General features: G+C 44.6%; 20 protein-coding genes and 1 other RNA gene. 6 read left to right on the top strand and 15 right to left on the bottom strand.

Going from position 1 to position 23,163, the window contains the following annotated elements; all coding sequences use genetic code 11:
* Positions 1 to 27 precede the first annotated feature (27 nt).
* The 7 genes from tadA to BCV39_RS20810 all read right to left on the bottom strand — a co-directional run bounded on the left by tadA (position 28) and on the right by BCV39_RS20810 (position 6,940).
* Complete coding sequence (tadA, locus tag BCV39_RS20840; RefSeq protein WP_057623811.1) at positions 28 to 633, bottom strand: tRNA adenosine(34) deaminase TadA; 606 nt, start codon at positions 631 to 633, stop codon at positions 28 to 30.
* Between the two features lie 85 nt (positions 634 to 718).
* A complete protein-coding gene (locus tag BCV39_RS20835) occupies positions 719 to 2,008 on the bottom strand; it encodes a hemolysin family protein (protein ID WP_048657877.1) in 1,290 nt (429 codons plus the stop codon).
* A 175-nt stretch (positions 2,009 to 2,183) separates the two neighbouring features.
* A complete protein-coding gene (locus BCV39_RS20830; protein ID WP_048657876.1) occupies positions 2,184 to 3,746 on the bottom strand; it encodes an AbgT family transporter in 1,563 nt (520 codons plus the stop codon).
* A gap of 298 nt (positions 3,747 to 4,044) precedes the next feature.
* Positions 4,045 to 4,494: a prepilin-type N-terminal cleavage/methylation domain-containing protein gene (locus tag BCV39_RS20825; protein WP_048669197.1), complete on the bottom strand. Its 450-nt coding sequence runs from the start codon at positions 4,492 to 4,494 to the stop codon at positions 4,045 to 4,047.
* Positions 4,484 to 5,824: a hypothetical protein gene (locus tag BCV39_RS20820; RefSeq protein ID WP_048663710.1), complete on the bottom strand. Its 1,341-nt coding sequence runs from the start codon at positions 5,822 to 5,824 to the stop codon at positions 4,484 to 4,486. The genes BCV39_RS20825 and BCV39_RS20820 overlap by 11 nt, the downstream gene beginning before the upstream one ends.
* Entirely contained in the window at positions 5,821 to 6,453 is a 633-nt protein-coding gene (locus BCV39_RS20815; RefSeq protein ID WP_102432254.1) for a pilus assembly protein PilW, read from the bottom strand. Before BCV39_RS20815 ends, BCV39_RS20820 begins: the two co-directional genes overlap by 4 nt.
* Positions 6,434 to 6,940 carry a GspH/FimT family pseudopilin gene (locus BCV39_RS20810; RefSeq protein WP_048657872.1) on the bottom strand — a complete coding sequence of 169 codons (507 nt, stop codon included), beginning with the start codon at positions 6,938 to 6,940 and terminating at the stop codon, positions 6,434 to 6,436. Before BCV39_RS20810 ends, BCV39_RS20815 begins: the two co-directional genes overlap by 20 nt.
* A 102-nt stretch (positions 6,941 to 7,042) precedes the next feature.
* On the opposite strand from BCV39_RS20810, the gene BCV39_RS20805 reads away from it, so the two are divergent.
* Positions 7,043 to 7,474, top strand: coding sequence for a type IV pilin protein (locus BCV39_RS20805; RefSeq protein WP_102432253.1), 432 nt, complete (start codon positions 7,043 to 7,045; stop codon positions 7,472 to 7,474).
* 103 nt (positions 7,475 to 7,577) lie between these two features.
* Here BCV39_RS20805 and dnaJ read toward each other — a convergent pair whose 3' ends face one another.
* The 4 genes from dnaJ to grpE form a co-directional block, all read right to left on the bottom strand.
* Positions 7,578 to 8,723 carry a molecular chaperone DnaJ gene (dnaJ, locus tag BCV39_RS20800; RefSeq protein WP_102432252.1) on the bottom strand — a complete coding sequence of 382 codons (1,146 nt, stop codon included), beginning with the start codon at positions 8,721 to 8,723 and terminating at the stop codon, positions 7,578 to 7,580.
* A gap of 289 nt (positions 8,724 to 9,012) precedes the next feature.
* The gene (gene dnaK, locus BCV39_RS20795) at positions 9,013 to 10,926 is read right to left on the bottom strand and encodes a molecular chaperone DnaK (RefSeq protein ID WP_019823919.1); all 1,914 of its coding nucleotides are present in this window, start codon (positions 10,924 to 10,926) and stop codon (positions 9,013 to 9,015) included.
* Positions 10,927 to 11,399: 473 nt separating this feature from the next.
* A complete protein-coding gene (locus BCV39_RS20790) occupies positions 11,400 to 12,674 on the bottom strand; it encodes a dicarboxylate/amino acid:cation symporter (protein WP_019823920.1) in 1,275 nt (424 codons plus the stop codon).
* 389 nt (positions 12,675 to 13,063) lie between these two features.
* On the bottom strand, positions 13,064 to 13,645 hold the full coding sequence (gene grpE / locus BCV39_RS20785; RefSeq protein ID WP_019823922.1) for a nucleotide exchange factor GrpE: 582 nt from the start codon (positions 13,643 to 13,645) through the stop codon (positions 13,064 to 13,066).
* 143 nt (positions 13,646 to 13,788) lie between these two features.
* On the opposite strand from grpE, the gene nadK reads away from it, so the two are divergent.
* The 3 genes from nadK (at position 13,789) to bamE (ending at position 17,143) form a co-directional block, all read left to right on the top strand.
* On the top strand, positions 13,789 to 14,673 hold the full coding sequence (nadK, locus tag BCV39_RS20780) for an NAD(+) kinase (RefSeq protein ID WP_017066747.1): 885 nt from the start codon (positions 13,789 to 13,791) through the stop codon (positions 14,671 to 14,673).
* A gap of 278 nt (positions 14,674 to 14,951) precedes the next feature.
* Positions 14,952 to 16,616, top strand: a complete 1,665-nt coding sequence (gene recN / locus BCV39_RS20775) for a DNA repair protein RecN (RefSeq protein WP_017059862.1) — start codon at positions 14,952 to 14,954, stop codon at positions 16,614 to 16,616.
* Between the two features lie 167 nt (positions 16,617 to 16,783).
* On the top strand, positions 16,784 to 17,143 hold the full coding sequence (gene bamE / locus BCV39_RS20770; RefSeq protein WP_009848326.1) for an outer membrane protein assembly factor BamE: 360 nt from the start codon (positions 16,784 to 16,786) through the stop codon (positions 17,141 to 17,143).
* A 181-nt stretch (positions 17,144 to 17,324) separates the two neighbouring features.
* On the opposite strand, the gene BCV39_RS20765 is transcribed toward bamE, so the two are convergent.
* Complete coding sequence (locus tag BCV39_RS20765) at positions 17,325 to 17,636, bottom strand: RnfH family protein (protein WP_009848325.1); 312 nt, start codon at positions 17,634 to 17,636, stop codon at positions 17,325 to 17,327.
* Positions 17,637 to 17,639: 3 nt separating this feature from the next.
* A complete protein-coding gene (locus tag BCV39_RS20760) occupies positions 17,640 to 18,068 on the bottom strand; it encodes an SRPBCC family protein (RefSeq protein ID WP_017106599.1) in 429 nt (142 codons plus the stop codon).
* Positions 18,069 to 18,187: 119 nt separating this feature from the next.
* Here BCV39_RS20760 and smpB point away from each other — a divergent pair, with 119 nt between their 5' ends.
* Positions 18,188 to 18,673, top strand: coding sequence for an SsrA-binding protein SmpB (gene smpB / locus BCV39_RS20755; protein ID WP_004735156.1), 486 nt, complete (start codon positions 18,188 to 18,190; stop codon positions 18,671 to 18,673).
* Positions 18,674 to 18,739: 66 nt separating this feature from the next.
* Positions 18,740 to 19,106, top strand: a transfer-messenger RNA (tmRNA) gene (gene ssrA / locus BCV39_RS20750).
* Between the two features lie 87 nt (positions 19,107 to 19,193).
* Here the strand turns inward: ssrA and BCV39_RS20745 are convergent.
* Complete coding sequence (locus tag BCV39_RS20745) at positions 19,194 to 19,925, bottom strand: SprT family zinc-dependent metalloprotease (RefSeq protein WP_241902290.1); 732 nt, start codon at positions 19,923 to 19,925, stop codon at positions 19,194 to 19,196.
* Positions 19,922 to 23,152 carry a type I restriction endonuclease subunit R gene (locus BCV39_RS20740; RefSeq protein ID WP_102431904.1) on the bottom strand — a complete coding sequence of 1,077 codons (3,231 nt, stop codon included), beginning with the start codon at positions 23,150 to 23,152 and terminating at the stop codon, positions 19,922 to 19,924. Before BCV39_RS20740 ends, BCV39_RS20745 begins: the two co-directional genes overlap by 4 nt.
* Positions 23,153 to 23,163 lie beyond the last annotated feature (11 nt).

Below are 23,163 nucleotides of genomic sequence, written 5' to 3'. Positions count from 1 at the left end.
GCGATTGAGAGTGCCGAAAGCACGCTGCTATTTCTTGTTGCTAGCCTTCATCTCTGCTTCTAAACGCTGCTCTTCCAACAGACGTTCTTGCTTTCGCTTCTCTTTTATCTCTTTTCTACGACGCTTGAAAAACGCCTGCAATTGTTCACGGCACTCTTCCTCTAACAAACCATGCTCGACGTCGGCATAGTGGTATGAGGCTTGGCTTTCAAACAAATTCAACACTGTACCTGCAGCACCCGCTTTTAAGTCTGGGGCGCCAAACACAATGCGCTTTACTCGGCTGTGTAACAAGGCACCTGCGCACATTGGGCAAGGCTCTAGCGTGACATATAAAGTGGTATCGAGTAGCCGATAGTTTTCTAAGGTTTGACCGGCTTTACGCAAGGTTTCAATTTCTGCGTGTGCCGTTGCATCGTGGCTGCCAATCGAACGGTTCCATCCTTCAGAGATAATCTCCCCATCTTTCACTAATACAGCACCCACAGGAACCTCTCCCTCACTCTCTGCTTGCTTAGCAACCTCAATGGCGCGTCGCATGAAGATTTCATCTTGAGGGGTGAATTGATGGTCTGACAAAGGGAACTCCAAAAAACATAGGATAAAAACGAAAATAGGTATGCGGTGAAGCATACCTAATCTTCGTGATAATGAACAATAAAGAGGTTAAGACAACAAAAGACAATGAACCATTGCCGCTTGTTGGTTGATCTGACTGTTAGCTATTAGCATCTTCTGTGTCATCGACTATTGGCGTCGCCTTGATACTCACTATGCGATTGTTCTCAACAGAGATAATTTCAAACTGCCACTGCTGGTATTGAACAACTTCGCCTGCATCCGGTAAACGCCCGATTAACCAAGTCACAAGGCCATTCAACGTTTGGAAGCTCTCACTTTCGCCCTCAAAATCCGATAGCTCTAAACGGTTTTTCAGTTCACTGATAGGAATCAATCCATCCACCAGCAAACCGTCTTCCACTTGCTCGGTCCAAAGATCGTTCGGGTTATTCGATAGCTCACCAGCAATCGCCTCAAGAATATCGTAATGAGTCACAAGACCTTGCACATCGCCATACTCGTCGACAATGAATGCCATCTCAGTACCCGACTCTTTAAAGTAGCCAAGTAAACGCAGAGCTTTCATCGATTCTGGAACATAGATCGGCGAGCGAGACAGCCCCATGATCACTTGAATGCTTAGATTGCCCGCCTGATTCAGCAAGGCTTTGGCTGACACCGTACCGACCACTTTATTGAGGTGATCTTGGCACAATGGAAACACACTATGCTTTGATGAACGCAATTGCTTAAAGATATTCTCAACAGGCTGATCGATATCCAGAAAATCGATGTCTCGACGCGGAGTCATCAATGAGCTCACAAGGCGATCATCAAGCTGCAAGATATTGCGAATCATCTCTTGTTCGCCGCGTTCAATCACACCCGATTCCGAGCCCTCTTTCACCAGTGCATGGATATCATCTTCAGTCACGCTATCTTCTTCACCGCCTCGACCCATCAACTTAAGAATACCTTCCGTTGAAGCCGACAACGCAAATACAAACGGCGTCGCGATTTTAGATAGCCAGAAGATTGGCAGCGCGACTAACACAGCAATGTTTTCAGCTTGAGACTGAGCAAAACGCTTTGGTACCAACTCACCGACAACGATAGCGAAATAAGTAATACCCACCACCACAACCGCGGTAGACAAGATATTCGCTTGTGTTGGGTCTAATCCCCACAGTTCAAGTTGAACGGCCAATGGAGCCGATAGCGTCGCCTCACCCACAATACCGCTGAGCAGGCCGATTACCGTGATACCGATTTGAATGGTTGAGAGGAAGCGGGTTGGGTTTTCTTTGAGTTCAAGCGCAACCTGAGCGGAACGGTGTTTTTCGGCTAAGCGTTTCAACCGACTATTCTTTGCTGCTACCAATGCAATCTCTGACATGGCAAACAGACCATTTAAAACAATTAACCCTACTAAAAGCAGAATCTTCATGTGGCTTGGATTTCCTAAATTTACCGGCCAACAATTAGCCGTAATCCGGAGTATAAGCTGAGTGCCTTTACCTTGGATATAAAAAGTCTCAGATATAAAAAATAGCGAAAAAAAAGCCCGCACATTTCGGTGCGGGCTTAGCAATGAATAAAGCTTAATTTTGCTTAGTTCAATCTTACATTGTGTAAGTGTAAGGTGCTTGGATACCTAGTGGGATACCAAGAGCCCAGTAAGCTAGCAAGAAGATAGACCAACCGATTAGCATAGCAATCGAGAATGGCATCATTAGAGAAGCTAGAGTACCGATACCTGTGGACTTAACGTAGCGTTGACAGTAAACAACAACCAGTGGGAAGAACACCATTAGTGGAGAGATGATGTTAGACACTGAGTCACCTACACGGTAAGCCGCTTGAGATAGCTCAGGAGAGATACCCACAACCATTAGCATTGGAACTAGGATTGGACCGATAAGAGCCCACTTAGCTGAAGCAGAACCTACAAGCAAGTTAACTGAAGCTGTTAGTAGAATCATACCAACAACCGTTGCTTCACCAGGAAGGTCCATCGCTTTCAGGCCTTCAGCACCGTAAAGTGCCAGCATAGTACCGATGTTTGATTGACCGAATGCAGATAGGAACTGTGCACAGAAGAACGACATTACAATGTATGCGCCCATCGTTGCCATCGTCTCAGACATTGCTTTGATTACGTCATTGCTGTTCTTGAAAGTACCCGCTACACGGCCGTAGACGATACCTGGAATGATGAACAGGATGAAGATCAGAGGAACGATAGACTTCATTACTGGTGCAGAGAATGCTGTTAGCTCACCTTCAGGCGAACGAAGCGCTGAGTTTTCAGGAATAAGAGCCGCGATCAGCAGACCAATACCTGCAACCATAGCCCAACCTGCAAACTTGAATGCTTTAGATTCAATTGCAGTGAACGTACCAAGATCTGGTGCTGCTTCTGCATCTTCATCAACTGGCGTGTTAGCAAGGCGAGGCTCGATGATCTTCTCAGTTACGTACCAACCGATAGCAACAATAAGAACTGAAGATAGGCCAGTAAAGAAGATGTTCGCTAGAGGGTTAATCACGTATTCAGGGTCAAGAACGTTTGCCGCAGTTTGAGTGAAACCAGCTAGTAGCGGGTCAATACCTGAAGGAATGAAGTTCGCTGAGAAACCACCTGATACACCAGCAAACGCTGCTGCAATACCCGCTAGGGGGTGACGACCCGCAGCGTGGAAGATGATACCGCCAAGAGGGATTACTAGAACGTAACCTGCATCTGCTGCTGTGTGAGACACGATAGCAACAAGAATTAGCATTGGCGTTAGTAGCTTAGCTGGCGTGAAGTTAAGCATCTTCTTAAGGCCAGTCGTAATGAAGCCTGAAGAATCTGCAACGCCAACACCTAGCATAGCAACAAGTACGATGCCTAGAGGTGCGAAGCCTGTGAACGTAGTAACCATATTCGCTAGGAAGCTAGCAAGCGCTTCACCAGTAAGTAGGTTGTTAACTTCAAGAGCAGCACCCGTTTGAGGGTTGATGAGGTCGAATGAAAAGTTCGACAAAAGTGCAGATGCTACCCATACAATAACTAGAGCCCAGAAGAACAGGATTGCTGGATCTGGAATTTTGTTGCCGGCGCGTTCAATGAAGTTTAGAAAGCGGTCCATTCCACTGATTTTCTCAGTCGATGGTGCTTTTTTTACGGCTTGGTTACTCATTGTAACTCCATATGTGATGTTGTTTTGTTTAGGCCTAATATAAGTTTTGACCACGGCCTATTGGTACAGCACATATTCTATTAAAGTCGTTATTAAAAAGCACAAGATTCCATCTAATTTTCCATAAATGGAGACATATTTTGCAAAAATACCATACAACCACAACAATATAAAAACACAAAAAACACCATTTCATATACAGAGTTTTAACTAGCACGCAAACAATGTCCGAGGAGTGAAAATTATCAGTAAAAGGAGTGGCGCAAGCCTTGGCATGCAGTAAACGTTTGCTTAGGGGTCAGTCAAACTCACTGTATTTGGAGAGCATAGTTTCGAGATAAATACTTTGCGCGCGGTTCATACGATCTTGCCATGCAATTGTGACAACAATGTTTTTGAGGGCGCCAGATAAGGCTCCGCTCGCATTAGTGACTTCACATGTCATCGAATATACAGAACCAGATAAACCGGATAGGGGATCTGAACTCGCGATGTTGAGACAGTAACTCGACTGATTTAGTTCCTCAAAAGGAATAAGCCCTACCGCGCCACTAACATTGAGCGCGCGAGTTCGATAATGCTCCATCTGCCTTTCTGCAAAATGCAAAGCTTCGACACTCTGGAGCGCATGATCCGACTTTTGTTCCGCATACACCTGTAATTTAACCAGCCCTAACGACGCAACGCCAATCAGCAGAAAAGAGATAAGTACCTCTAGTAAACTGAAGCCAGAACTCTTAGAAATCATTCCACGAACCTCGCTGCCATTGGTACGTTGAAGGTGGGTCACTTGGGTTCGAATCCGCACGAAAATCCATGTCCATATCGCCCACTATGGTCGTCACTCCCGAGGGGGAATCAAAAATAAGACCACCAGAAGGTAAACCAGAGGCAAACTGAATCCCGACACTTTTTTTGACGACACTGGCCTCATCAATATCTTTGATAAAAGGCGCAAACACGTTATTAGCAGCGAGCGCATTCCAGAAACCATCGACTCGATTTTTCACGTGGCTCTTTTGATAATCGACCAAATGATAAATCACTCCGTTGTAAGCCATGGCTCCATTCAGGGCCAACACACCATCTTGCACAACCAACAGCTGTGACGGATTGATTGTGGCCGCAACCGCAGCGTTGATATGGCAGTTGCCTTCAATCCACAGCCCCTTGGTTTGCCCTGCAGTGAAGTGGTCCATGATCTCAGTGCCGCACTCAGTCGCATTCAATAGCTGAACATGTTTAAACAAATCCGTATCTTGTGATAAATCGACAATGTTTTGATCAGTTTTAGCAACACCAAAAAAGGTGTAAAACGGATTCATATTCGGATCTGGATTAAAGTCTTTTTGGAAAGGCGGTGGATTAGTACCTTGATAGTAATCAGGGGCATAGATTGAATGAGTGCTACCGGAAGCACCTTTCGGGATCTCCGTTTTATAATCACTATGGCATATACCATCAAAGCCAGAAAATGGACCATCAGCACTAGGATCGAGAACCTCTAACCCCAATGCCTGTCCTGAATTACTATGAGTTTCGTTATATTGATAGGTGAACAGGTCAGCAAAAGAGACACTGACACACTCATATTCATTGCCGCTAATTGGGTCTTCTTTTACTGTCGGCTTCAAGCTTAAGGTACCAATAAGCTCAATAGGCCCCGTCGACTGAATCGCCCCACTGCCGAACTGAGATCTTTCTTTTATTGTCTTAAAAAGTGACTGTGCGTTTGAGGATGACGTTACGATGTAAGCACTAGAAATTGCACTATCGGAGATCTCGATTTCTGGCTGATTTTGATAAGGAGAGCACCAATCTGCAAAATCCGCCGGGCGAGCACTCACGTCTTTGATATCAGCAATAGTCTTGTCTAATTCAAGTAAGTAAGAATAAGTACATTCTAGCCCCCCTTCCGAACGCCAATGTTCTTGCCTGCCTTGAACCTCGTTTTGAGCAACTTTGATCTGATGAAAAACACTGCGATACGTGCCTAGCGTCACCACTAAAGCTCCAACTAAAAGAACCGATGTCACCAGCAAGGTCACCACGCCGCGCTGCTTTCTATATATCATCATTGCCAGTTCCTTTGTTTAACGGAAACCGAAACCGATTTGGAAACACCTGCGGTTGGAATTGAGGCTGTGATACTGATGTCAGTAAATGTGCTCTTGATAGAGTTCTGCTCTAATACTTGGGAATTAATGCTGAACTCATCAACATCAATGAGGTTGTCATCGAAAAGTGAGTAACATCCAGTAACCTCATGAAATGTAGGAATTGCCTCCGATACAGTGGTGCCCTTCTCACATATTTGCAGTTTGGGTCCATTTTTTTTGTAAACGATATTTCGATGATCTTTACTTGCGCTCGAACCCTCTCGGAAGTAAACAAAACCAACGGCAACACCACCGCTCACTTGAATGGTATCCGTCGCGCCAGACAACTTGATTGAATAACCATTAGATCCATCGTAGCCCGCTCGTTGAATATCTTCTTTCATCACTTGCATTGTGCTGGTTAGGTTTTGTAGTAGCAGTAACTCGATACCTTTGTCTTTAGCTGTTCTCTGACCGGCGATAAAAACACTGCCCATGATCGAGATCGCGAAGATACCAATCACAGACGCCACCATTAACTCAATCAATGATGTGCCTCGTTGCTTGCTAGGCGCAGCCACAATCGGCTTAACACGCATAATAGCCATATAGAGCGCTCGACTCGCCGCAAACCTTAATTCGCCCTGGGGGACTAGATAACTTAATCAATAAACGGTCGGTTGAAGATGCATTAGGAGAAAGATAGATCGTGCCCCTGGCAGGTCTCCCCCTGACACTCTCAAAGCTGATTCTCGCCCCCGTATAGTTGTGAGAAAACGACACATCTCGAAACGGTTGACCCGATAACATCACCAGCGTTTCGCCAGAGAGATCTTCGGTCGGCTTCAACAACAGACTCCATTCCCCTGTTGATTGCTCCTCATTTTTATCCATAGAAAAATGCACCCAAAGATCTTGATTCCTTTTAACCGATTCAGACTTGGCCTGAATAAGAAAGCCATTCAACTCTCCGGCGAGTCGCTGCATCTTGACGGTTTCAGTAACCGAACTAAAACTCGGGGCAGCCGCAGCTATCAGTATCGACAGCACCGATACCGTTACTAACAGCTCTAATAAAGTAAACCCGCGAGTCATTTCCCAAATTCCTATGTAATTCAGTGCGTAACCGTATTTAATCTTGCAGCGATGCTACCACCAGAGAAGAATGGACAGAGTTATGAAAGGAAACTACTCGCGATGATTCGAAGAAATATATGCAACAGCAACAACATAAGCATAAGAGGGATGACATTGATCGAGTTATTGCTGGCTGTGGTAATCGTGGGGATACTCGGTGCCATTGCCTATCCAAGTTATACCAACCATGTTACCAAGGCTCATCGAGTTACAGCGATGGCCGACATGACCAAAATACAACTGGAGATAGAAACCCTATACACGGGAAACTATGCGTCGGCAGCAGTGAATATTATTTCTGGAGGAACATGCTTGTTTTGTGATACCGATTCTAGCCGATACACGCTCGCTATCTCAGCAAGCAGCAGCACCTATTCAATTCAGGCTGAGCCGCATGCACCACAGACAAGTGATGACTGTTTAGATTCGACGACTGATTTTTTGGAATTGCACCACTCAGGTATCTCAGAGCCAGAAGCGTGTTGGAAATAATGAGGTAAGCCAATCAATCTCATGCGTTACCCTTTTACCCTTTCTACAGGCACAAAAAAGCCTGCACACTGGCAGGCTTTAAAATTTTCAAATCACTATCTAATTACTTAGTTAGGTCATCGAAGAAGTTTTTCACGCCGCTGAAGAAACCTTCAGATTTTGGCTTGTGCTTGCTTGCCGCTTCGCCACAACATGTTTCTTCGAATTCACGTAGTAGTTCTTTCTGACGAGAGCTTAGCTTAACTGGCGTTTCTACCACTAGCTTAACGATTAGGTCACCCACACCGCCGCCACGAACACCTTTCACGCCTTTGCCACGCATACGGAACATACGGCCCGTTTGTGTTTCTTCTGGCACTTTAAGGTTTACACGACCATCTAGTGTTGGAACTTCAACTTCACCGCCTAGAGCAGCCATAGAGAAGCTTACTGGAACTTCACAGTAAAGGTTGTTGCCGTCACGCTCAAAGATGTTGTGCTCTTTTACGTGTACTTGTACGTACAGGTCGCCAGCTGGAGCACCTTGCTCTCCCGCTTCGCCTTCGCCAGATAGGCGAATACGATCGCCAGTATCAACACCAGCAGGGATCTTAACGTTAAGTGTTTTCGTCTTCTGCTTGCGACCTTGACCATGACATGAGTTACATGGGTCTTTGATGATCTTGCCTTTACCGTTACACGTAGGACAAGTCTGTTGAACCGCAAAGAAACCTTGGCGCATTTGTACTTGGCCGTGGCCATGACAAGTGCCACACGTTTGTGCAGAAGAACCCGCTTTCGCGCCGCTGCCGTCACAAGTATCACACTCTACAAGTGTTGGTACTTCAATTTCTTTAGAAACACCACGAACCGCTTCTTCTAAAGAAAGTTCCATGTTGTAACGTAGATCTGAACCACGTTGTGCACGCTGTTGACCGCCACCACGACGACCACCGCCGAAGATGTCGCCAAATACGTCACCGAAGATATCGCCGAAGTCACCTTGGCCACCGCCGCCGAAACCGCCGCCGCCCATGCCGCCTTGTTCAAAAGCTGCGTGGCCGTATTGGTCGTAAGCTGCTTTCTTTTGAGAGTCAGTTAGGATCTCGTACGCTACTTTTACTTCTTTAAACTTATCTGCTGCGGTCTCGTCACCCTGGTTACGGTCCGGGTGGAATTTCATCGCTAAGCGTTTGTACGCTTTTTTAATATCGCGCTCTGATGCATCGCGGCTTACGCCTAATACTTCGTAAAAATCACGTTTTGACATGTTCTAGGTCACCAAAATAATTGCTACTACCGAATGATCACTTCAGTAGTCTGTGTATCAATCTAGATAAAAGTTCTGCCGGCTGAAACGCCGAATAAAGCTATTATCTAGATCGACAAGTCTAAATACAAATTTACGGGCGTGAGAGTTACCTCTGACGCCCGTATATTTAGAAATCGAAAAACGACTTTTCTAAGCTAAAACACGTTAGTTCAAGGAGAAGGCACGGAGCTTACGGATGTAAGTGAGTACCTTCGACGTAGAAATCACGTGTTATAGCGACGAAAAATTACTTTTTGTCGTCTTTAACTTCTTCAAACTCCGCGTCTACCACGTCGTCGTCTTGCTTAGGTTGTTCACCAGCGTCAGCACCAGCTTGTTCAGCTTGAGCTTTCTGTTGAGCAATTTCCATTAGCTTTTGAGCTGCTTGCATAAGTTCTTGAACTTTAGCGTCGATAGCTTCTTTGTCGTTACCAGACTTAACTTCTTCTAGTGCCGTGATAGCCGCTTCGATTTTAGCTTTCTCGTCTGCAGGTAGAGCTTCACCAGCTTCTTCTACTTGCTTCTTAGTGCCGTGAATCATTTGGTCAGCTTGGTTACGTGCAGTTACTAGCTCTTCGAACTTTTTGTCCGCTTCTTTGTTAGCTTCTGCTTCTTGTACCATTGCTTCGATCTCTTCCTCAGACAGGCCGCCTGATGCTTGGATAGTGATCTTCTGCTCTTTACCCGTCGCTTTATCTTTAGCAGATACGTTCAGGATACCATCAGCATCTAGGTCGAATGTTACTTCGATTTGTGGCATGCCACGTGGTGCTGGTTGGATACCTTCTAGGTTGAACTGACCAAGAGACTTGTTGTAAGTCGCTTGCTTACGCTCACCTTGAAGAACGTGGATAGTTACTGCGTTTTGGTTGTCTTCAGCTGTAGAGAACACTTGATCCGCTTTAGTAGGGATAGTTGTGTTTTTCTCGATAAGCTTAGTCATCACGCCGCCCATCGTTTCGATACCGAAAGATAGAGGAGTAACGTCTAGTAGTAGAACGTCTTTAACGTCACCAGCTAGTACACCACCTTGAACAGCAGCACCCATCGCAACAGCTTCGTCAGGGTTCACGTCTTTACGTGGCTCTTTACCGAAGAATTCAGTTACTTTAGCTTGAACCATAGGCATACGAGTTTGACCACCAACTAGGATAACGTCAGTGATTTCGCCTACAGATAGGTCAGCATCTGCTAGAGCAACTTTTAGTGGCTCAAGAGAACGTTGAACTAGGTCTTCAACTAGAGACTCAAGCTTCGCACGAGTCACTTTGATGTTCATGTGCTTAGGGCCAGTCGCATCAGCAGTAACGTAAGGTAGGTTTACGTCAGTTTGAGTAGTAGAAGAAAGCTCGATTTTCGCTTTTTCTGCTGCTTCTTTAACACGCTGCATTGCTAGTGGATCAGCTTTAAGGTCGATACCTTGCTCTTTCTTGAACTCATCTACTAGGTAGTTGATCATGCGGTTATCGAAATCTTCACCACCAAGGTGAGTGTCACCGTTAGTTGAAAGAACTTCGAAAGTCTTCTCGCCTTCTACTTCATCGATTTCGATGATAGAGATATCGAATGTACCACCACCAAGGTCGTATACAGCGATAGTGCGATCACCACCTTGCTTATCTAGGCCGTAAGCTAGAGCAGCAGCAGTTGGTTCGTTGATGATACGTTTAACATCTAGACCTGCGATACGGCCAGCATCTTTAGTTGCTTGACGTTGAGCATCGTTGAAGTAAGCAGGAACAGTAACAACTGCGCCAGTTACTTCTTCGCCTAGGAAGTCTTCAGCTGTTTTCTTCATTTTCTTAAGAACTTCAGCAGATACTTGAGGAGCAGCCATTTTTTGGCCTTGCGCTTCAACCCATGCATCACCGTTATCAGCTTTAACAATGTTAAAAGGCATGATTTCGATATCGCGTTGAACTTCTTCATCTTCAAAACGACGACCGATTAGACGCTTAATTGCGTATAGCGTGTTTTGAGGGTTAGTAACTGCTTGACGTTTCGCAGGTTGACCAACTAGCGTCTCGCCGTCAGTGTATGCGATTACCGATGCTGTTGTGCGTTCGCCTTCAGCATTTTCTAGTACGCGTGGTTTGTCGCCGTCTAAAACAGCAACACAAGAGTTAGTAGTACCTAAATCAATACCAATGATTCGACCCATCAGGCTATCTCCGAAATATAATCTATATTAGTTTTTGCTATACCCACATATGTGGGGGGCGGTAATCAGGGATTCAACCCTAATACACAAAATTTAAGTGCAAATGTAATTTGCTTTCGTATGCACCATAGATAAGGGCTCACGAAGCCTTTTCAAGGGTGAAAAGGGATTTTTTTACATTTATTTTAATAAAAGGAATGATTAGGCACGAATACATATCATTACCGCCTATATAAGTCCCATAACTGGGTTTATTCACCCTCTACTATCCTTTTTTGTAGCAAAGTCTTATTTCTGTAAACTGACTCTCAAAGAGGCTCCCCTCACACAGCAATTCAGACTGCACTATCGTTTGTTGAGTAAAAATAGATAAGGTGACCTTCTCACTCAATAAAAAACGGAGCCACTTGGGCTCCGTTTATCTACTCAGGGTTTCAGCTCAGATTAAATCTATAGCGGAAAGAATCTCTGAATTAAGCTTCTGCTTTTTGTAACTCAGCTTCTTCATTAGCTTCAACGCCAATTTCGTTTTCAGATTTAGCAACGATAGTGTTCACCGCTGTATCACCAACTACGTTTGAAGAAGTACAGAACATGTCACAGATACGGTCAACAGCAGCAACGATTGCTAGACCTTCTGGTGGTAAACCTAGTTGGTGCAATAGAACACCTACCATCACAACACCGCCACCAGGAACACCACCAGCACCGATAGACAATAGCAGGATAGTTAGACCTAGAGTGAAGATATCAGCAGTGTTGATTGGCTGACCAAACGCGTTTGCTACGAACATAGTTGCTAGCGCGATGTAGATAGATACACCAGACATGTTCATTGTTGCACCTAGTGGTACACCGAAACCCGCTACTGACTTAGATACGTTTAGTTTGTCAGTTAGAGTGCGCATTGTTACTGGGATTGTTGCATTCGAACTTGCTGTAGATAGTGAGAATAGAACTTGCTCACGAGTTGCACGTAGGAACTGCTTTGGAGAAATACCTGTGAATGAACCCACCATCATTGGGTAGAAGAAGAAAATCCAGAACACAAGCATTGCAACCACAAGTGCCACATAGCCAGCAACTGACATTAGCGTGTCTGCATCCAGTGTTGCGCCCAGTTGAATCATCAGAGCAAATACACCGTAAGGCGCCAAGCTCATTACTAGGCCGATAAGCTTCATCATGATTTCGTTAGCCATCTTGAATGTCTTGATAGCTGGACCACCACGAGAATCAAGCGCTTGAATAGCAAGACCTGTCAAAATTGCCATGAAGATGATTTGTAGCATATCGCCGCTTGCGAAAGCTTCTACAGGGTTGCTAGGAACGATGTTAACAACAAGAGAGAAGATGTCTGGCGTTTCAGTTGTTGTAAGCGCAATTGTCTCAGAAACCGTACCGGCTAAATTCGCACCTGCACCTGGTTGGAAAATAAGACCAATCGTTAGCGCTGCTGAAATCGCGATGATGGTGTTAATAATGTAAAGACCAAAGGTTTTACCACCAAGACGACCAAATGAACGAATATCTTTTAGCTCAACAATACCGCAAACAATAGATACGTATACAAGAGGAACTACAAGCAATTTGATAAGTGATACGAACATACCACCAGCACCTTCGGCAGCACCAAGTAGATACGTATCAAAAATAGCAATACCGCTGAATAGGTACTGAATAGCAGTACCAATAAGTAGACCGGCGAACAAGCCTACAAAAATTTTACTTGAGAGCGATTTATCCATCGTTCTTCTCCAGTTTGTTGTGTTTAAAATTTATACTTTTATAGTTATATATGCGACCAAAATCGCTATATGGCAGTGGATTTTACATACAAAGATAACAATTAAAAGTATTTATTTACAAAAATATCACAAATGTGACATCAAAACATTCACTCAATCACAACAAGTTTCATAACACAAAACTCTAAATCGCTGATCTGAATGAAATAAAAAGAACGACATTCTTAATGCGGTTTTGATGCTTATTTACGTGGACTCTCAGGCTATAGACATAAAAAAAGAGAGGCATATGCCTCTCTTTTCATTTCACGTAAACCAGTGATTTATTTTGCCGCCACGACTTATTCAGTCAATGCGCCAGTCAATTCAGTTGGTAACGTAATAAGTCATTACTTAGCAACCATAACCATCGCTGGGCGAACCACACGACCGTTTAGTTCGTAGCCTTTTTGCATCACAAACATAACCGTGTTTGATTCATGATCTGGGCTTTCTTGGATAGACATTGCTTGGTGGAATTCAGGGTTGAACGCTTCACCTTCAGGGTTGATCTCTTTAAGACCAAACTTAGCAACTGTATCTACGAACGTCTTGTGCGTTAGCTCAACACCTTCAAACAGTGGCTTAACCACTTCGTTTTCAGCGTCTGCCGCTTGCATTGCACGCTCTAGGTTGTCGATTACAGGAAGTAGACCTTCAGCAAACTTGTTCAAAGCGAATTTACGCGCTTTATCAATTTCTTGTTCGCTACGGCGACGCATGTTTTCAACTTCAGCTTTCGCGCGAAGAACAGAATCTTGCTGCTCTTTCACTTTAGATTCGCTAGAAAGCAGTGCAGCTTCCAGTTGAGCGATTTTTGCTTCCTGCTCATCAGCAGCGTCTTCATTCAGCTCAGCTTCTTCAACTTTCTCAGCTTCAGCGATGATCTGATCTAGCTCTTCTTCGGTTACTTTGTTTTCTTCGTTGCTCATGATATCTCCAGAATTCGTTTTCAATGCAAGTGACAGGCGTGTTTGCGCCCCAAATTGATATAAAACACTCGCATAGACGTTCAACTTGCCTTTATTATGGGGATGAAGAATTTTGATTCAAGCCTAATTCGTTTGGAAACGTTATGAAAAAGCCATTTGAAGTCATCGCCATTATTGGTAAACCTCGAGATCAGCAAGCAATTCAGACTCATAGAGAGCTCTATCAGTGGTTAAGTGCTGAGGGTTATCAAGTGTTTGTTGATGACAGACTCGCCACTATTTTAGACGACATCCCAAAAGAACATTTTTCTAGCCTGATTGAATTAGGTAAACGCGCCGATCTCGCCATTGTGGTCGGTGGCGACGGAAATATGCTCGGTGCCGCTCGAATCTTGTCACGTTTCGACATTTCAGTGATTGGTGTTAACCGAGGCAACCTTGGTTTCCTAACCGATCTCAACCCTGAAAACTTCCAGAGTGCGCTTACTGATGTTCTCAAAGGCGAGTTCATGGAAGAGGAACGCTTCCTGCTTGAAACGGAAATTCACCGTCACGGCCAAATAAAAAGCCATAATGCAGCACTAAACGAAGCGGTACTTCACCCAGGTCAAGTTGCACACATGATCGAGTTTGAAGTCTATATCGACGACAGCTTCGCTTTCTCGCAGCGTTCTGATGGTTTAATCGTGTCGACGCCAACAGGTTCTACCGCCTACTCACTTTCTGGTGGCGGCCCTATCCTGTCATCAAGCCTAAATGCGATCTCACTAGTACCAATGTTCCCACACACCCTTTCAAGTCGACCACTTGTGGTGGATGGCAAGCGTCGTATCAAGCTGATCGTATCGCCTGATAACCGCGGAACTCAGGAAGTGAGCTGTGATGGTCAAATCTCGCTGCCTGTTTCCCCTGGCGATGAGATCCACATTTACCAAAGCCCAAATGTACTCAAACTGATCCATCCTAAGGACTACAATTACTACCACGTTCTACGTAACAAACTAGGCTGGTCGAGTAAGCTGTTCTAAGTAAAAGTGAATAATTTTGAAAGGCTGACGACATTCGTCAGCCTTTTTTATTGCCGATTAAAAGCCCACCATCTCGTCTTTACGCCAATCCACCACATCGTCATTCCCAAGAGGAAGGAACGACCGAGTTGGGAATCTATAGCGGTTTCAGTGGTCTACAGACAAGCTTAATTCTGAGAGCTGTCGCAAAAAATTTTCACCTGCCGACTTTACTGTATAAAGAAACAGTATATACTGAGCTTATATACAGTATTGTTCAGTTATACAGGTAAATAAAAATGCTGGCTCATTTAAGTGTTAATAATTTCGCTATTGTTAAGTCTTTACAGCTAGAACTCTCTAAAGGCATGACAACAATCACCGGTGAAACTGGTGCGGGTAAATCTATCGCTATCGATGCTTTAGGCTTGTGCCTTGGAGGAAGATCCGATGCAGGAATGGTTCGACAAGGTGAAGAAAAAACCGAAGTCAGTGCCGCTTTTTTACTTGAGAACAATCTGCATGCAACCCGCTGGTTAGAAGACAACGAATTGCTTGATGGCAGTGAGTGCATCCTGCGCAGAACCATCTCAAAAGAAGGTCGTTCTCGTGCATTCATCAACGGTAGCCCTGTCCCTCTTTCACAATTGAAATCGCTAGGGCAACTATTGATCAACATTCATGGTCAACATGCGCATCACCAGTTGATGAAAAGCGATTACCAAATGGCCATGCTTGATCAATACGCAGGCCACTTGAATCTATTGAAATCAACACGTAATGCTTACCAAGCGTGGCGACAAGCGGATAACCACTTAAAAGAGTTACGTGAAAATAGCCAGCAAAACCAAGCTCAAAAACAACTTCTTGAATACCAAATCAAAGAGTTAAATGAGCTGTCTATTGGGGAGGAAGAATATGAAGACCTCGAACAAGAGCATAAGCGCCTCTCCAATAGCGGAGAACTGGCCACAACCTGTCAGCAAGCTATCGAGCTTATTTATGAAGGCGAAGAAGTTAATGCGCTTGGTATTCTGCAATCGGCCAATAACTCCTTAATTCAGTTAGCTGAGCTCGATGAAAGATTGGCCGAGTTACCGAACTTGCTTTCTGAAGCCATTATTCAGATTGAAGAAACCAACAACGAGTTAAGAACATACCTAGACAGCATTGATGTTGATCCCGGTCGTATGGCTTACGTTGAAGAACGCTTCTCAAAAGTGATGTCAATGTCTCGTAAACACCACGTGTTGCCAGAAGAGCTATATAAGCACCATCAAGATTTATTACAACAAGTTGAAGCGCTTGATTGCTCAGATGAAAAGTTGGAAGAATTAGCAAACGAGGTAGAAAACCAATACCAATCGTTCGTGGCTAAATCAGAGAAGCTTCATAAATCTCGAACTCGTTACGCAAAAGAGCTCAACAAGCTGATCACGCAAAGCATGCACGAACTGAGCATGGAAAAAGCGCAGTTTGCCATTGAAGTGAACAACACCAACACACACCCTTCTCCATTGGGTATGGATAACGTGACCTTCATTGTTTCGACCAACCCAGGCCAGCCAATGCAGCCGATTGCGAAAGTGGCCTCTGGTGGTGAGTTATCACGAATCTCACTAGCGATTCAAGTAATCACAGCGCAAAAAGTGGACACACCAAGCCTGATTTTCGATGAAGTCGATGTGGGTATCAGTGGACCAACCGCTGCGGTTGTCGGAAAAATGCTTCGCAAGCTGGGCGAATCTACGCAGGTGATGTGTGTGACTCACTTACCTCAAGTGGCCGGTTGCGGTCACCAACAGCTGTTTGTAGCGAAGAACACGAAATCGGGCAAAACAGAGACTCAAATGCACACGCTTGATGAGCAACAACGTGTTTCAGAGCTTGCTCGACTGCTTGGTGGCAGCCAAATTACCGAATCGACGCTTGCCAACGCAAAAGAGCTATTAATCGCAGCTTAGGTTACATATTCAGCAACTTTCTGATAATTTACCGAAAATTCTTGGCAATTTTGCAACTTAATTCAAAATTGCCAGTCATAACAAGCTCAAAGCGCAAGGAGCTTTTTACTTCTTGCTGGAGCTTGTTTATTATCAGGCAGTATTTTAGCGAAGAAAGATCTCAAACTATGCGAATTAAAAAGTGGTTAGTTGCAGTTCCACTTGCACTAACAATGTTGACCGGTTGCTCTCTATTAGAGAAGTTGGTTTATCGAATTGACATCAATCAGGGTAACTATGTTGAACAAGAAGCTGTCGACCAGCTCAAGTTTGGCATGACAAAAACACAAGTTCGTTACGTTATGGGCTCACCTATGCTTATCGAAAATGGCTACCCAGATACGTGGTACTACATTTACCACCACCAGAAAGGTCACAACGACCCTATTCAGAAAAACCTTGTCGTAAACTTTGATGCTACGGGCACTCTAGTAACGATCAATGGTGATTTTGAAGCCAGTGATGAGTTCTTCGAAAGCCTTCGCTAGCTTTCCAGTCAACAAAACCCTCAGCCGATAAAGCTATCAGTCGACAAAGCAAGAATCGCAAAAGCCTGCTCATATGAGCAGGCTTTTTAACATCTGCTAACAAATTAGCTGCTGTGTCTAACTAACAGGCACAAAAAAGCTCGCAGATGCGAGCTCTCTTCTAACTTAAATTTGTTTAGCATTACGATTTAGCTGCGGCCGCTTTTGCTTGTTCAGCACGCTTGCGACGAATCTCTTTTGGATCTGCCAATAGCGCACGGTAGATTTCGATACGGTCTTTATCACGAACCGTCGCATCAAGCTTCACGTTACGGCTGAATACACCAACCTTATTTTTCGCTAAGTCGATCTCTGGATACAATTCCAAAACACCAGACTGCGCAATGATCTCTTCAACGGTCGCGTGCTTGTTCACTACCAAAGTAAACACACGCTGTTCATGCGGAAGTGCAAACACAACCTCTACGTGGATCATATCCGATTCAATAGTCATGGCTTAGTAAACCTGTTTCGCGCGTTGAGTAAAAGCACTGACCATATTACTCGTCAGCTCATTGAAAATCTTACCAAATGCCATTTCAATCATTCGGCTAGAGAACTCAAACTCTAGCTTAAGTTCAACCTTACAAGCTTGCTCATCAAGCGGAGTAAAGTACCAACCACCCTGCAGCTTCTTGAACGGGCCGTCCACCAGCTCCATCAAAATCTCTGCACCATCCGCTAAACGGTTCGATGTAGTAAATGTTTTGCTGATACCAGCTTTAGAGACATCAACCGAAGCCACCATAGTTGAATCTGAAGATTCGATCACACGTGAACCAGAACACCCTGGCAAAAACTCATGATAACGAGCAACATCATTGACCAAGCTGAACATCTGGTCGGCACTAAACGACACTAATGCTGAACGAGTAACCTTTGGCATATAGACTCCTGTTAAAGACAGCGTTACATTAACACAAACTGCAATTTTAATTGTATTGGGCCAGAGCGCAAATAAAAAGGATTCCCCAACTAGGGCGCAATCCGTATAATGAGGCCATTATGGCAAAGAATAAATCAAAATCAAAAGCCGGTAGTAATACCATTGCGCTTAACAAGAAAGCTCGCCACGAATATTTCATCGATGATGAGATAGAAGCGGGGCTTGAGCTACAAGGCTGGGAAGTAAAATCCCTACGTGAAGGCAAAACCAATATCGCAGAAAGCTACGTTTACATCCGAGATGGCGAAGCATTCATCAGTGGTATGACGATTACTCCGCTAACTCAAGCGAGTACTCATATCGTGGCGAACCCAACACGTATTCGTAAACTCCTTATGTCGAGAAAAGAACTCGACAACCTTATCGGTCGTATTAACCGTGAAGGCATGACACTTGTCGCAACCGCACTTTACTGGTCTCGCTCTTGGGCGAAGATTAAAGTTGGCGTTGCGAAAGGTAAAAAGCTGCACGATAAACGTACTGATATGAAAGAAAAAGATTGGGCGAGAGATAAAGCACGAATTATGAAGAGTAATTTGCGTTAATTTTAAGCACTTAAACGCACAGTGCTAGACAGGGTAAGCTTTTCTGGTACTATGCAAATAACACTTGGGGCTGATTTAGGATTCGACAGGAATTTTGAAGTCTGAGGTGCATGCCGTGGGGCGGTTGGCCACGTTAAAAGCCGCAAAAAAATAGTCGCAAACGACGAAAACTACGCACTAGCAGCTTAATAACCTGCTCAGAGCTCTCTTACCCTAGCTTCCGCTCGTAAGACGGGGACCAATAAGAGATCAAACCCAAACTAGCTAGCGCGGATTCTCCCACCTGAGAGGAAAAGCGCGAATTATAATTCAGGTTAGCCTTTAACTAGCGTGTCGGTTCGCAGGTTGCTGGTGAAATTAAAGATCGACTAAGCATGTAGTACCAATGATGAATGATTTTTGGACGCGGGTTCAACTCCCGCCAGCTCCACCAAACGTTTGGAAAGGGCCAACTCGAAAGAGTTGGCCCTTTTTTTATGTCTCAATTAAGGGTGTCTTTTTACATTAGTGAACGTACGCACTATATGATTAGATTTTGTGCATTTCCTCTAAGCCACTCTTTATGCTCTTTATAGTCGGGCATGACTCGTTCAACTTCTTTCCAGAACTGTGGCGAATGGTCATGGTGGATTAGATGACAAAGCTCATGCACCACTACGTAATCAACAACCCTGTTGGGAGCCATGACAATCACCCAGTTAAATTCTAAATCACCGTAAGGGGTACAACTGCCCCATCTACTCTTAAACTCTTTAGTGCGAACAACTCCCGTTTCAACGCCCACCAACGACTCGTAACGCCTTACCTTCTCACGAATCTTCTTATCAGCATGACGCTTATACCAATTCGTTAAAGCTCGGCGAATATAGTGCGTTTGTGTGGATGGTTCGGGAACGGTGACCGTAATACGTCCATTAAGCAGTTTTGTTGGCGCTAAGTCGCCTTTAAGCACTTTTAAGCGGTAATTACGCCCCAAGTATGGCAATGACTCACCTGACACATACTCTCGCATTGTCGCAGGGCTGGCGGTTTGGTATTGCGCTATCTTTTCGACTATCCATTGATGTTTGCTCGCTAAGAGCTTATCTATTTTGTCACGCTCCAGCAGCTTAGGGACAACGATGATCACTTCGCCTTCTTCAACTTTGATTGAAGCGGTTTTTCTACGTGAAGTACGTTCCACCAGCACACTATAACCTTCAGTATGAATCAGCTCAGGTTCACGCTTGTTCATTGCTTTTTGCTTACTCACTTATTACCAAACTTATGCTTAGCGAGATCCATAAAACGTTCTTGTAGCGCATTCACTAGCGCTTTATCACCAAACGGCTGATCGAGCACAGCACGCTTAATCTCTTTCTTCATACGCTTAACTTCATCTTGCTTAGCGAAGAAATCAATAATCTCTGTTGCTTCATCCAGCATCGCGACTAAGGTTTGAGTTGTCTGTTTTATTGATTCATGAAGCGATTCATCAATCACATCGCCATCACTGACATGCGTAACTTCTGAGATAAGAATATTGTAGAAAGCAAATTCCGTTTCCGACAAACCAACATCTTGTGCCGCTTGCTGGTGGGCATTGCCAATATCGTCAGTCATATCTAGTAGTAGCTCTAACTGAAGTGACCATTGACCTGCTGTTTTTTCAATGACATCACGCAGGCGTAAACTCAACGAACGGTAATATTCAGGGTCTTCATCGAGGTTAATGGTAATGTGGTGCTTAATTGCACTCTCAATCTCAGACGCTTTCGATTCATCCGACTTGGTTGGTTTTATCGTCTCTTTGAAGTTCGCCGCGAGTAAATCTACAGGGGGGATTTTCGGGTCTACCCCTGTACTTAGAATATGCTCATCCACCAGCTGGCGAACCTTTTCACCTATTTCTTTCATATCTAAGCCAGCATCACGGTACTTGTTCTTTGACGCATTATGCACCTTACCCAGTAACTTCATATCCGGAATGAAAGGTGCGGCACTGGCGTCAGGCAAAATCACGTTAAGTTGCTTGGCGAACAACTTAAAAGCAAGGTCGAACTGAGCACGGGTCGTTTCATCTTTTAGCGCCAACACGTAATCATCAATATCGTCACTTGGCTCACCGTCTTTAAGAACCTTATTGAAGAAAGACATTGCTCTCGTGTGTTTCGCTTTTAGCTTAGGAATTTCATCTTTCAGGCTTTGGTATGTGCCTTCTACATCATCGCTGCTGAACAAGTCTAACGCTTCAGTAAGATGAGTAGCTAACCCGTGATAATCCACCACATAGCCACAATTCTTACCCTTGTAGGTACGGTTCACACGGGCAATGGCTTGCATCAGTGTGTGGTCTTGTAACTTACGGTCGATATACATGACTTGAGCGATTGGGGCATCGAAACCCGTTAACAGCATATCTTTCACAATAAGAAACGCCGTGTTATCAAACTTTTTGTTCTTCTCTTCGGTTCCCGCTTTATCGATACCAAAAGGCTTTTTGAAATTCTCAATCGCTTTCTTTTGATGCGCTTTGTCGGTGTACTTAGCGATATACGTTTTGTCGTTGTGACCACCTGAAATTATCACCTCAGAAGAAGGCGCACCCAGCTCATCGAGTGTCTTTTTAAAAATAGCGGCAGCATGACGGCTACCCACCACTATCATCGCTTTAAAACCATCGGGGCGAATGTGTTCTTTATAGTGCTTGAGTAAATCTAAACATACCCAACGGATGCGAGCCGGCGCTTCACGAACTGCACGCTCTACCCCGTACTTTTTCTTTATTTCTCGTTGTTCGTCTTCGGTGTATTCTCCAAAGTATTCTTCAAACAGCTTATCAAGTGAATCTCCAGCCACTTCAGACTTAACCTCTCGACCTTCATACAGAAGGCGTACAGTCGCCCCGTCTTCTACAGCTTGGTTGATTTTGTACTCGTCAATATAGCCGCCGAATGCTTGCCCCATCTTCTGGGTTTTAAGCAGGGGTGTCCCTGTAAAGCCTACTTTAGGCGCGTTCGGTAGCGCAGCATTGATGGTCATGGCTAGCCCACCAAACTGTGTGCGGTGAGCTTCATCAGCAAGAACAATTATTTTGTCACTCGGGTTTAGGTCTACAAAGCCTTCCGCTACTGTCGATTGTTTCTCTTGCTCCTTTTCAAGATCGGAGAACTTTTGCACCATCGCAGTCACAAGATCTGAGCTGTCTTTCTTTAAGAGCTCTTTTAATTCAGCCACAGAGCCAGCGTTATAAACGGTTTCACCTTGGGCATCACGGAAGGTATTGGAAAGCTGCTCATCCAGTTGTGTTCTATCGGTAATAAACACCAGTTTGTACTGCTGTAATTCTGGGTCACGGCGCATCTTCACGGCAAGCATAACCATAGTGAGTGATTTACCACTGCCTTGGGTATGCCAAACCACACCACTTCTTTCTTTACGAGAAAGGGCTTTGCGATCTTTGCCTCCCTTCAAGCGTTCGATGACTTTATTCACCGCTCGATATTGCTGATAGCGAGCCACTTTCTTGATGATTTTGCCATCATCAGTTTCATAGATGATGAAGTTTTGCAGAATATCGAGGAAGTTATCTAAGCTAAACATACCTGCTAGCAAACGTTGCTGAGCCGTCACATGGGTCAAAACCTCATAACTGGCTTTGGGCTCTGCTGCTTGCATAAGTTCGACTTGGCTTTCTATATTAGCTTCACTAACAGAGTCATCATCTAATACATCATCAGGGTATTGAACCTCCACCGCAGAACGAAACGTCACCACGTTATCTTGTAGCGACTGGTTCGCTAACGCTTCATCACTGAATGGGTAAGCGTCTTTCCAATCACCATAGTGCTGGCTGCTCGAGCTAATGGTGCCGACTTTGGCTTGGTCACGACAGGTAGAAACCATCAGTTGGTTATACCAAAACAGCTTTTCTGCCCCTTCACCGTCTTGCTGTTCACGTAAATCTGCATAACGGCGAAGCTGGTCAATACCATGGCTCATTGGGTCTGAAATGTATGGCGATTTACATTCAATTACCGCAAGGGGAATGCCGTTCACAAAGCAGATAATATCGGGGATAATTTTCTGGTTAACCCCTTCCACTTTGAACTGGTTGGTGACTAGAAATTCGTTATTGGAAGGCGTATCGAAGTCGATAAGTTTAACGGTTTGCCCTTTGCGCCCTTTACCTAGATCTTGCTCAACCGATAGGTAATTCACCATGGTTTGGTAGAAGGCGTGGTTGTACTCCATTAAGGCAGCAAAGCTAGGGTGAGTCACGTCCCTTGATACTTTGCGTAGGTTCTCGTCGCTTATCCAAGGGTTGATGCGTTTAATCGCCGCTTCTAAGCGCTTCACCAGTATTACGTCACGTAGATAGGCACGCTCTTGGTTCGAATGTTCTGGGGAAAGTGATTTACCTTGCACATAAGTCCAACCGAGCTTCACCAGCTGAGCAATGGCGGGGGCTTCTACTTTATCGAATTCGTTGTTTTTCATATCATTCCTAG

The organism is Vibrio sp. 10N.286.55.E10, assembly GCF_002872555.1.
Classification (GTDB): domain Bacteria; phylum Pseudomonadota; class Gammaproteobacteria; order Enterobacterales; family Vibrionaceae; genus Vibrio; species Vibrio crassostreae.
Note: the sequence above shows the minus strand (reverse complement) of the source record. Positions and strands in the feature narration are given on the sequence as shown.

Excerpts from the sequence above, each read along its gene's own strand:
- tadA (WP_057623811.1), bottom strand. The coding sequence starts at position 633 with ATGCTTCACCGCATACCTATTTTCGTTTTTATCCTATGTTTTTTGGAG.
- BCV39_RS20835 (WP_048657877.1), bottom strand. The coding sequence starts at position 2,008 with ATGAAGATTCTGCTTTTAGTAGGGTTAATTGTTTTAAATGGTCTGTTT.
- BCV39_RS20830 (WP_048657876.1), bottom strand. The coding sequence starts at position 3,746 with ATGAGTAACCAAGCCGTAAAAAAAGCACCATCGACTGAGAAAATCAGT.
- BCV39_RS20825 (WP_048669197.1), bottom strand. The coding sequence starts at position 4,494 with ATGATTTCTAAGAGTTCTGGCTTCAGTTTACTAGAGGTACTTATCTCT.
- BCV39_RS20820 (WP_048663710.1), bottom strand. The coding sequence starts at position 5,824 with ATGATGATATATAGAAAGCAGCGCGGCGTGGTGACCTTGCTGGTGACA.
- BCV39_RS20815 (WP_102432254.1), bottom strand. The coding sequence starts at position 6,453 with ATGGCTATTATGCGTGTTAAGCCGATTGTGGCTGCGCCTAGCAAGCAA.
- BCV39_RS20810 (WP_048657872.1), bottom strand. The coding sequence starts at position 6,940 with ATGACTCGCGGGTTTACTTTATTAGAGCTGTTAGTAACGGTATCGGTG.
- BCV39_RS20805 (WP_102432253.1), top strand. The coding sequence starts at position 7,043 with ATGATTCGAAGAAATATATGCAACAGCAACAACATAAGCATAAGAGGG.
- dnaJ (WP_102432252.1), bottom strand. The coding sequence starts at position 8,723 with ATGTCAAAACGTGATTTTTACGAAGTATTAGGCGTAAGCCGCGATGCA.
- dnaK (WP_019823919.1), bottom strand. The coding sequence starts at position 10,926 with ATGGGTCGAATCATTGGTATTGATTTAGGTACTACTAACTCTTGTGTT.
- BCV39_RS20790 (WP_019823920.1), bottom strand. The coding sequence starts at position 12,674 with ATGGATAAATCGCTCTCAAGTAAAATTTTTGTAGGCTTGTTCGCCGGT.
- grpE (WP_019823922.1), bottom strand. The coding sequence starts at position 13,645 with ATGAGCAACGAAGAAAACAAAGTAACCGAAGAAGAGCTAGATCAGATC.
- nadK (WP_017066747.1), top strand. The coding sequence starts at position 13,789 with ATGAAAAAGCCATTTGAAGTCATCGCCATTATTGGTAAACCTCGAGAT.
- recN (WP_017059862.1), top strand. The coding sequence starts at position 14,952 with ATGCTGGCTCATTTAAGTGTTAATAATTTCGCTATTGTTAAGTCTTTA.
- bamE (WP_009848326.1), top strand. The coding sequence starts at position 16,784 with ATGCGAATTAAAAAGTGGTTAGTTGCAGTTCCACTTGCACTAACAATG.
- BCV39_RS20765 (WP_009848325.1), bottom strand. The coding sequence starts at position 17,636 with ATGACTATTGAATCGGATATGATCCACGTAGAGGTTGTGTTTGCACTT.
- BCV39_RS20760 (WP_017106599.1), bottom strand. The coding sequence starts at position 18,068 with ATGCCAAAGGTTACTCGTTCAGCATTAGTGTCGTTTAGTGCCGACCAG.
- smpB (WP_004735156.1), top strand. The coding sequence starts at position 18,188 with ATGGCAAAGAATAAATCAAAATCAAAAGCCGGTAGTAATACCATTGCG.
- BCV39_RS20740 (WP_102431904.1), bottom strand. The coding sequence starts at position 23,152 with ATGAAAAACAACGAATTCGATAAAGTAGAAGCCCCCGCCATTGCTCAG.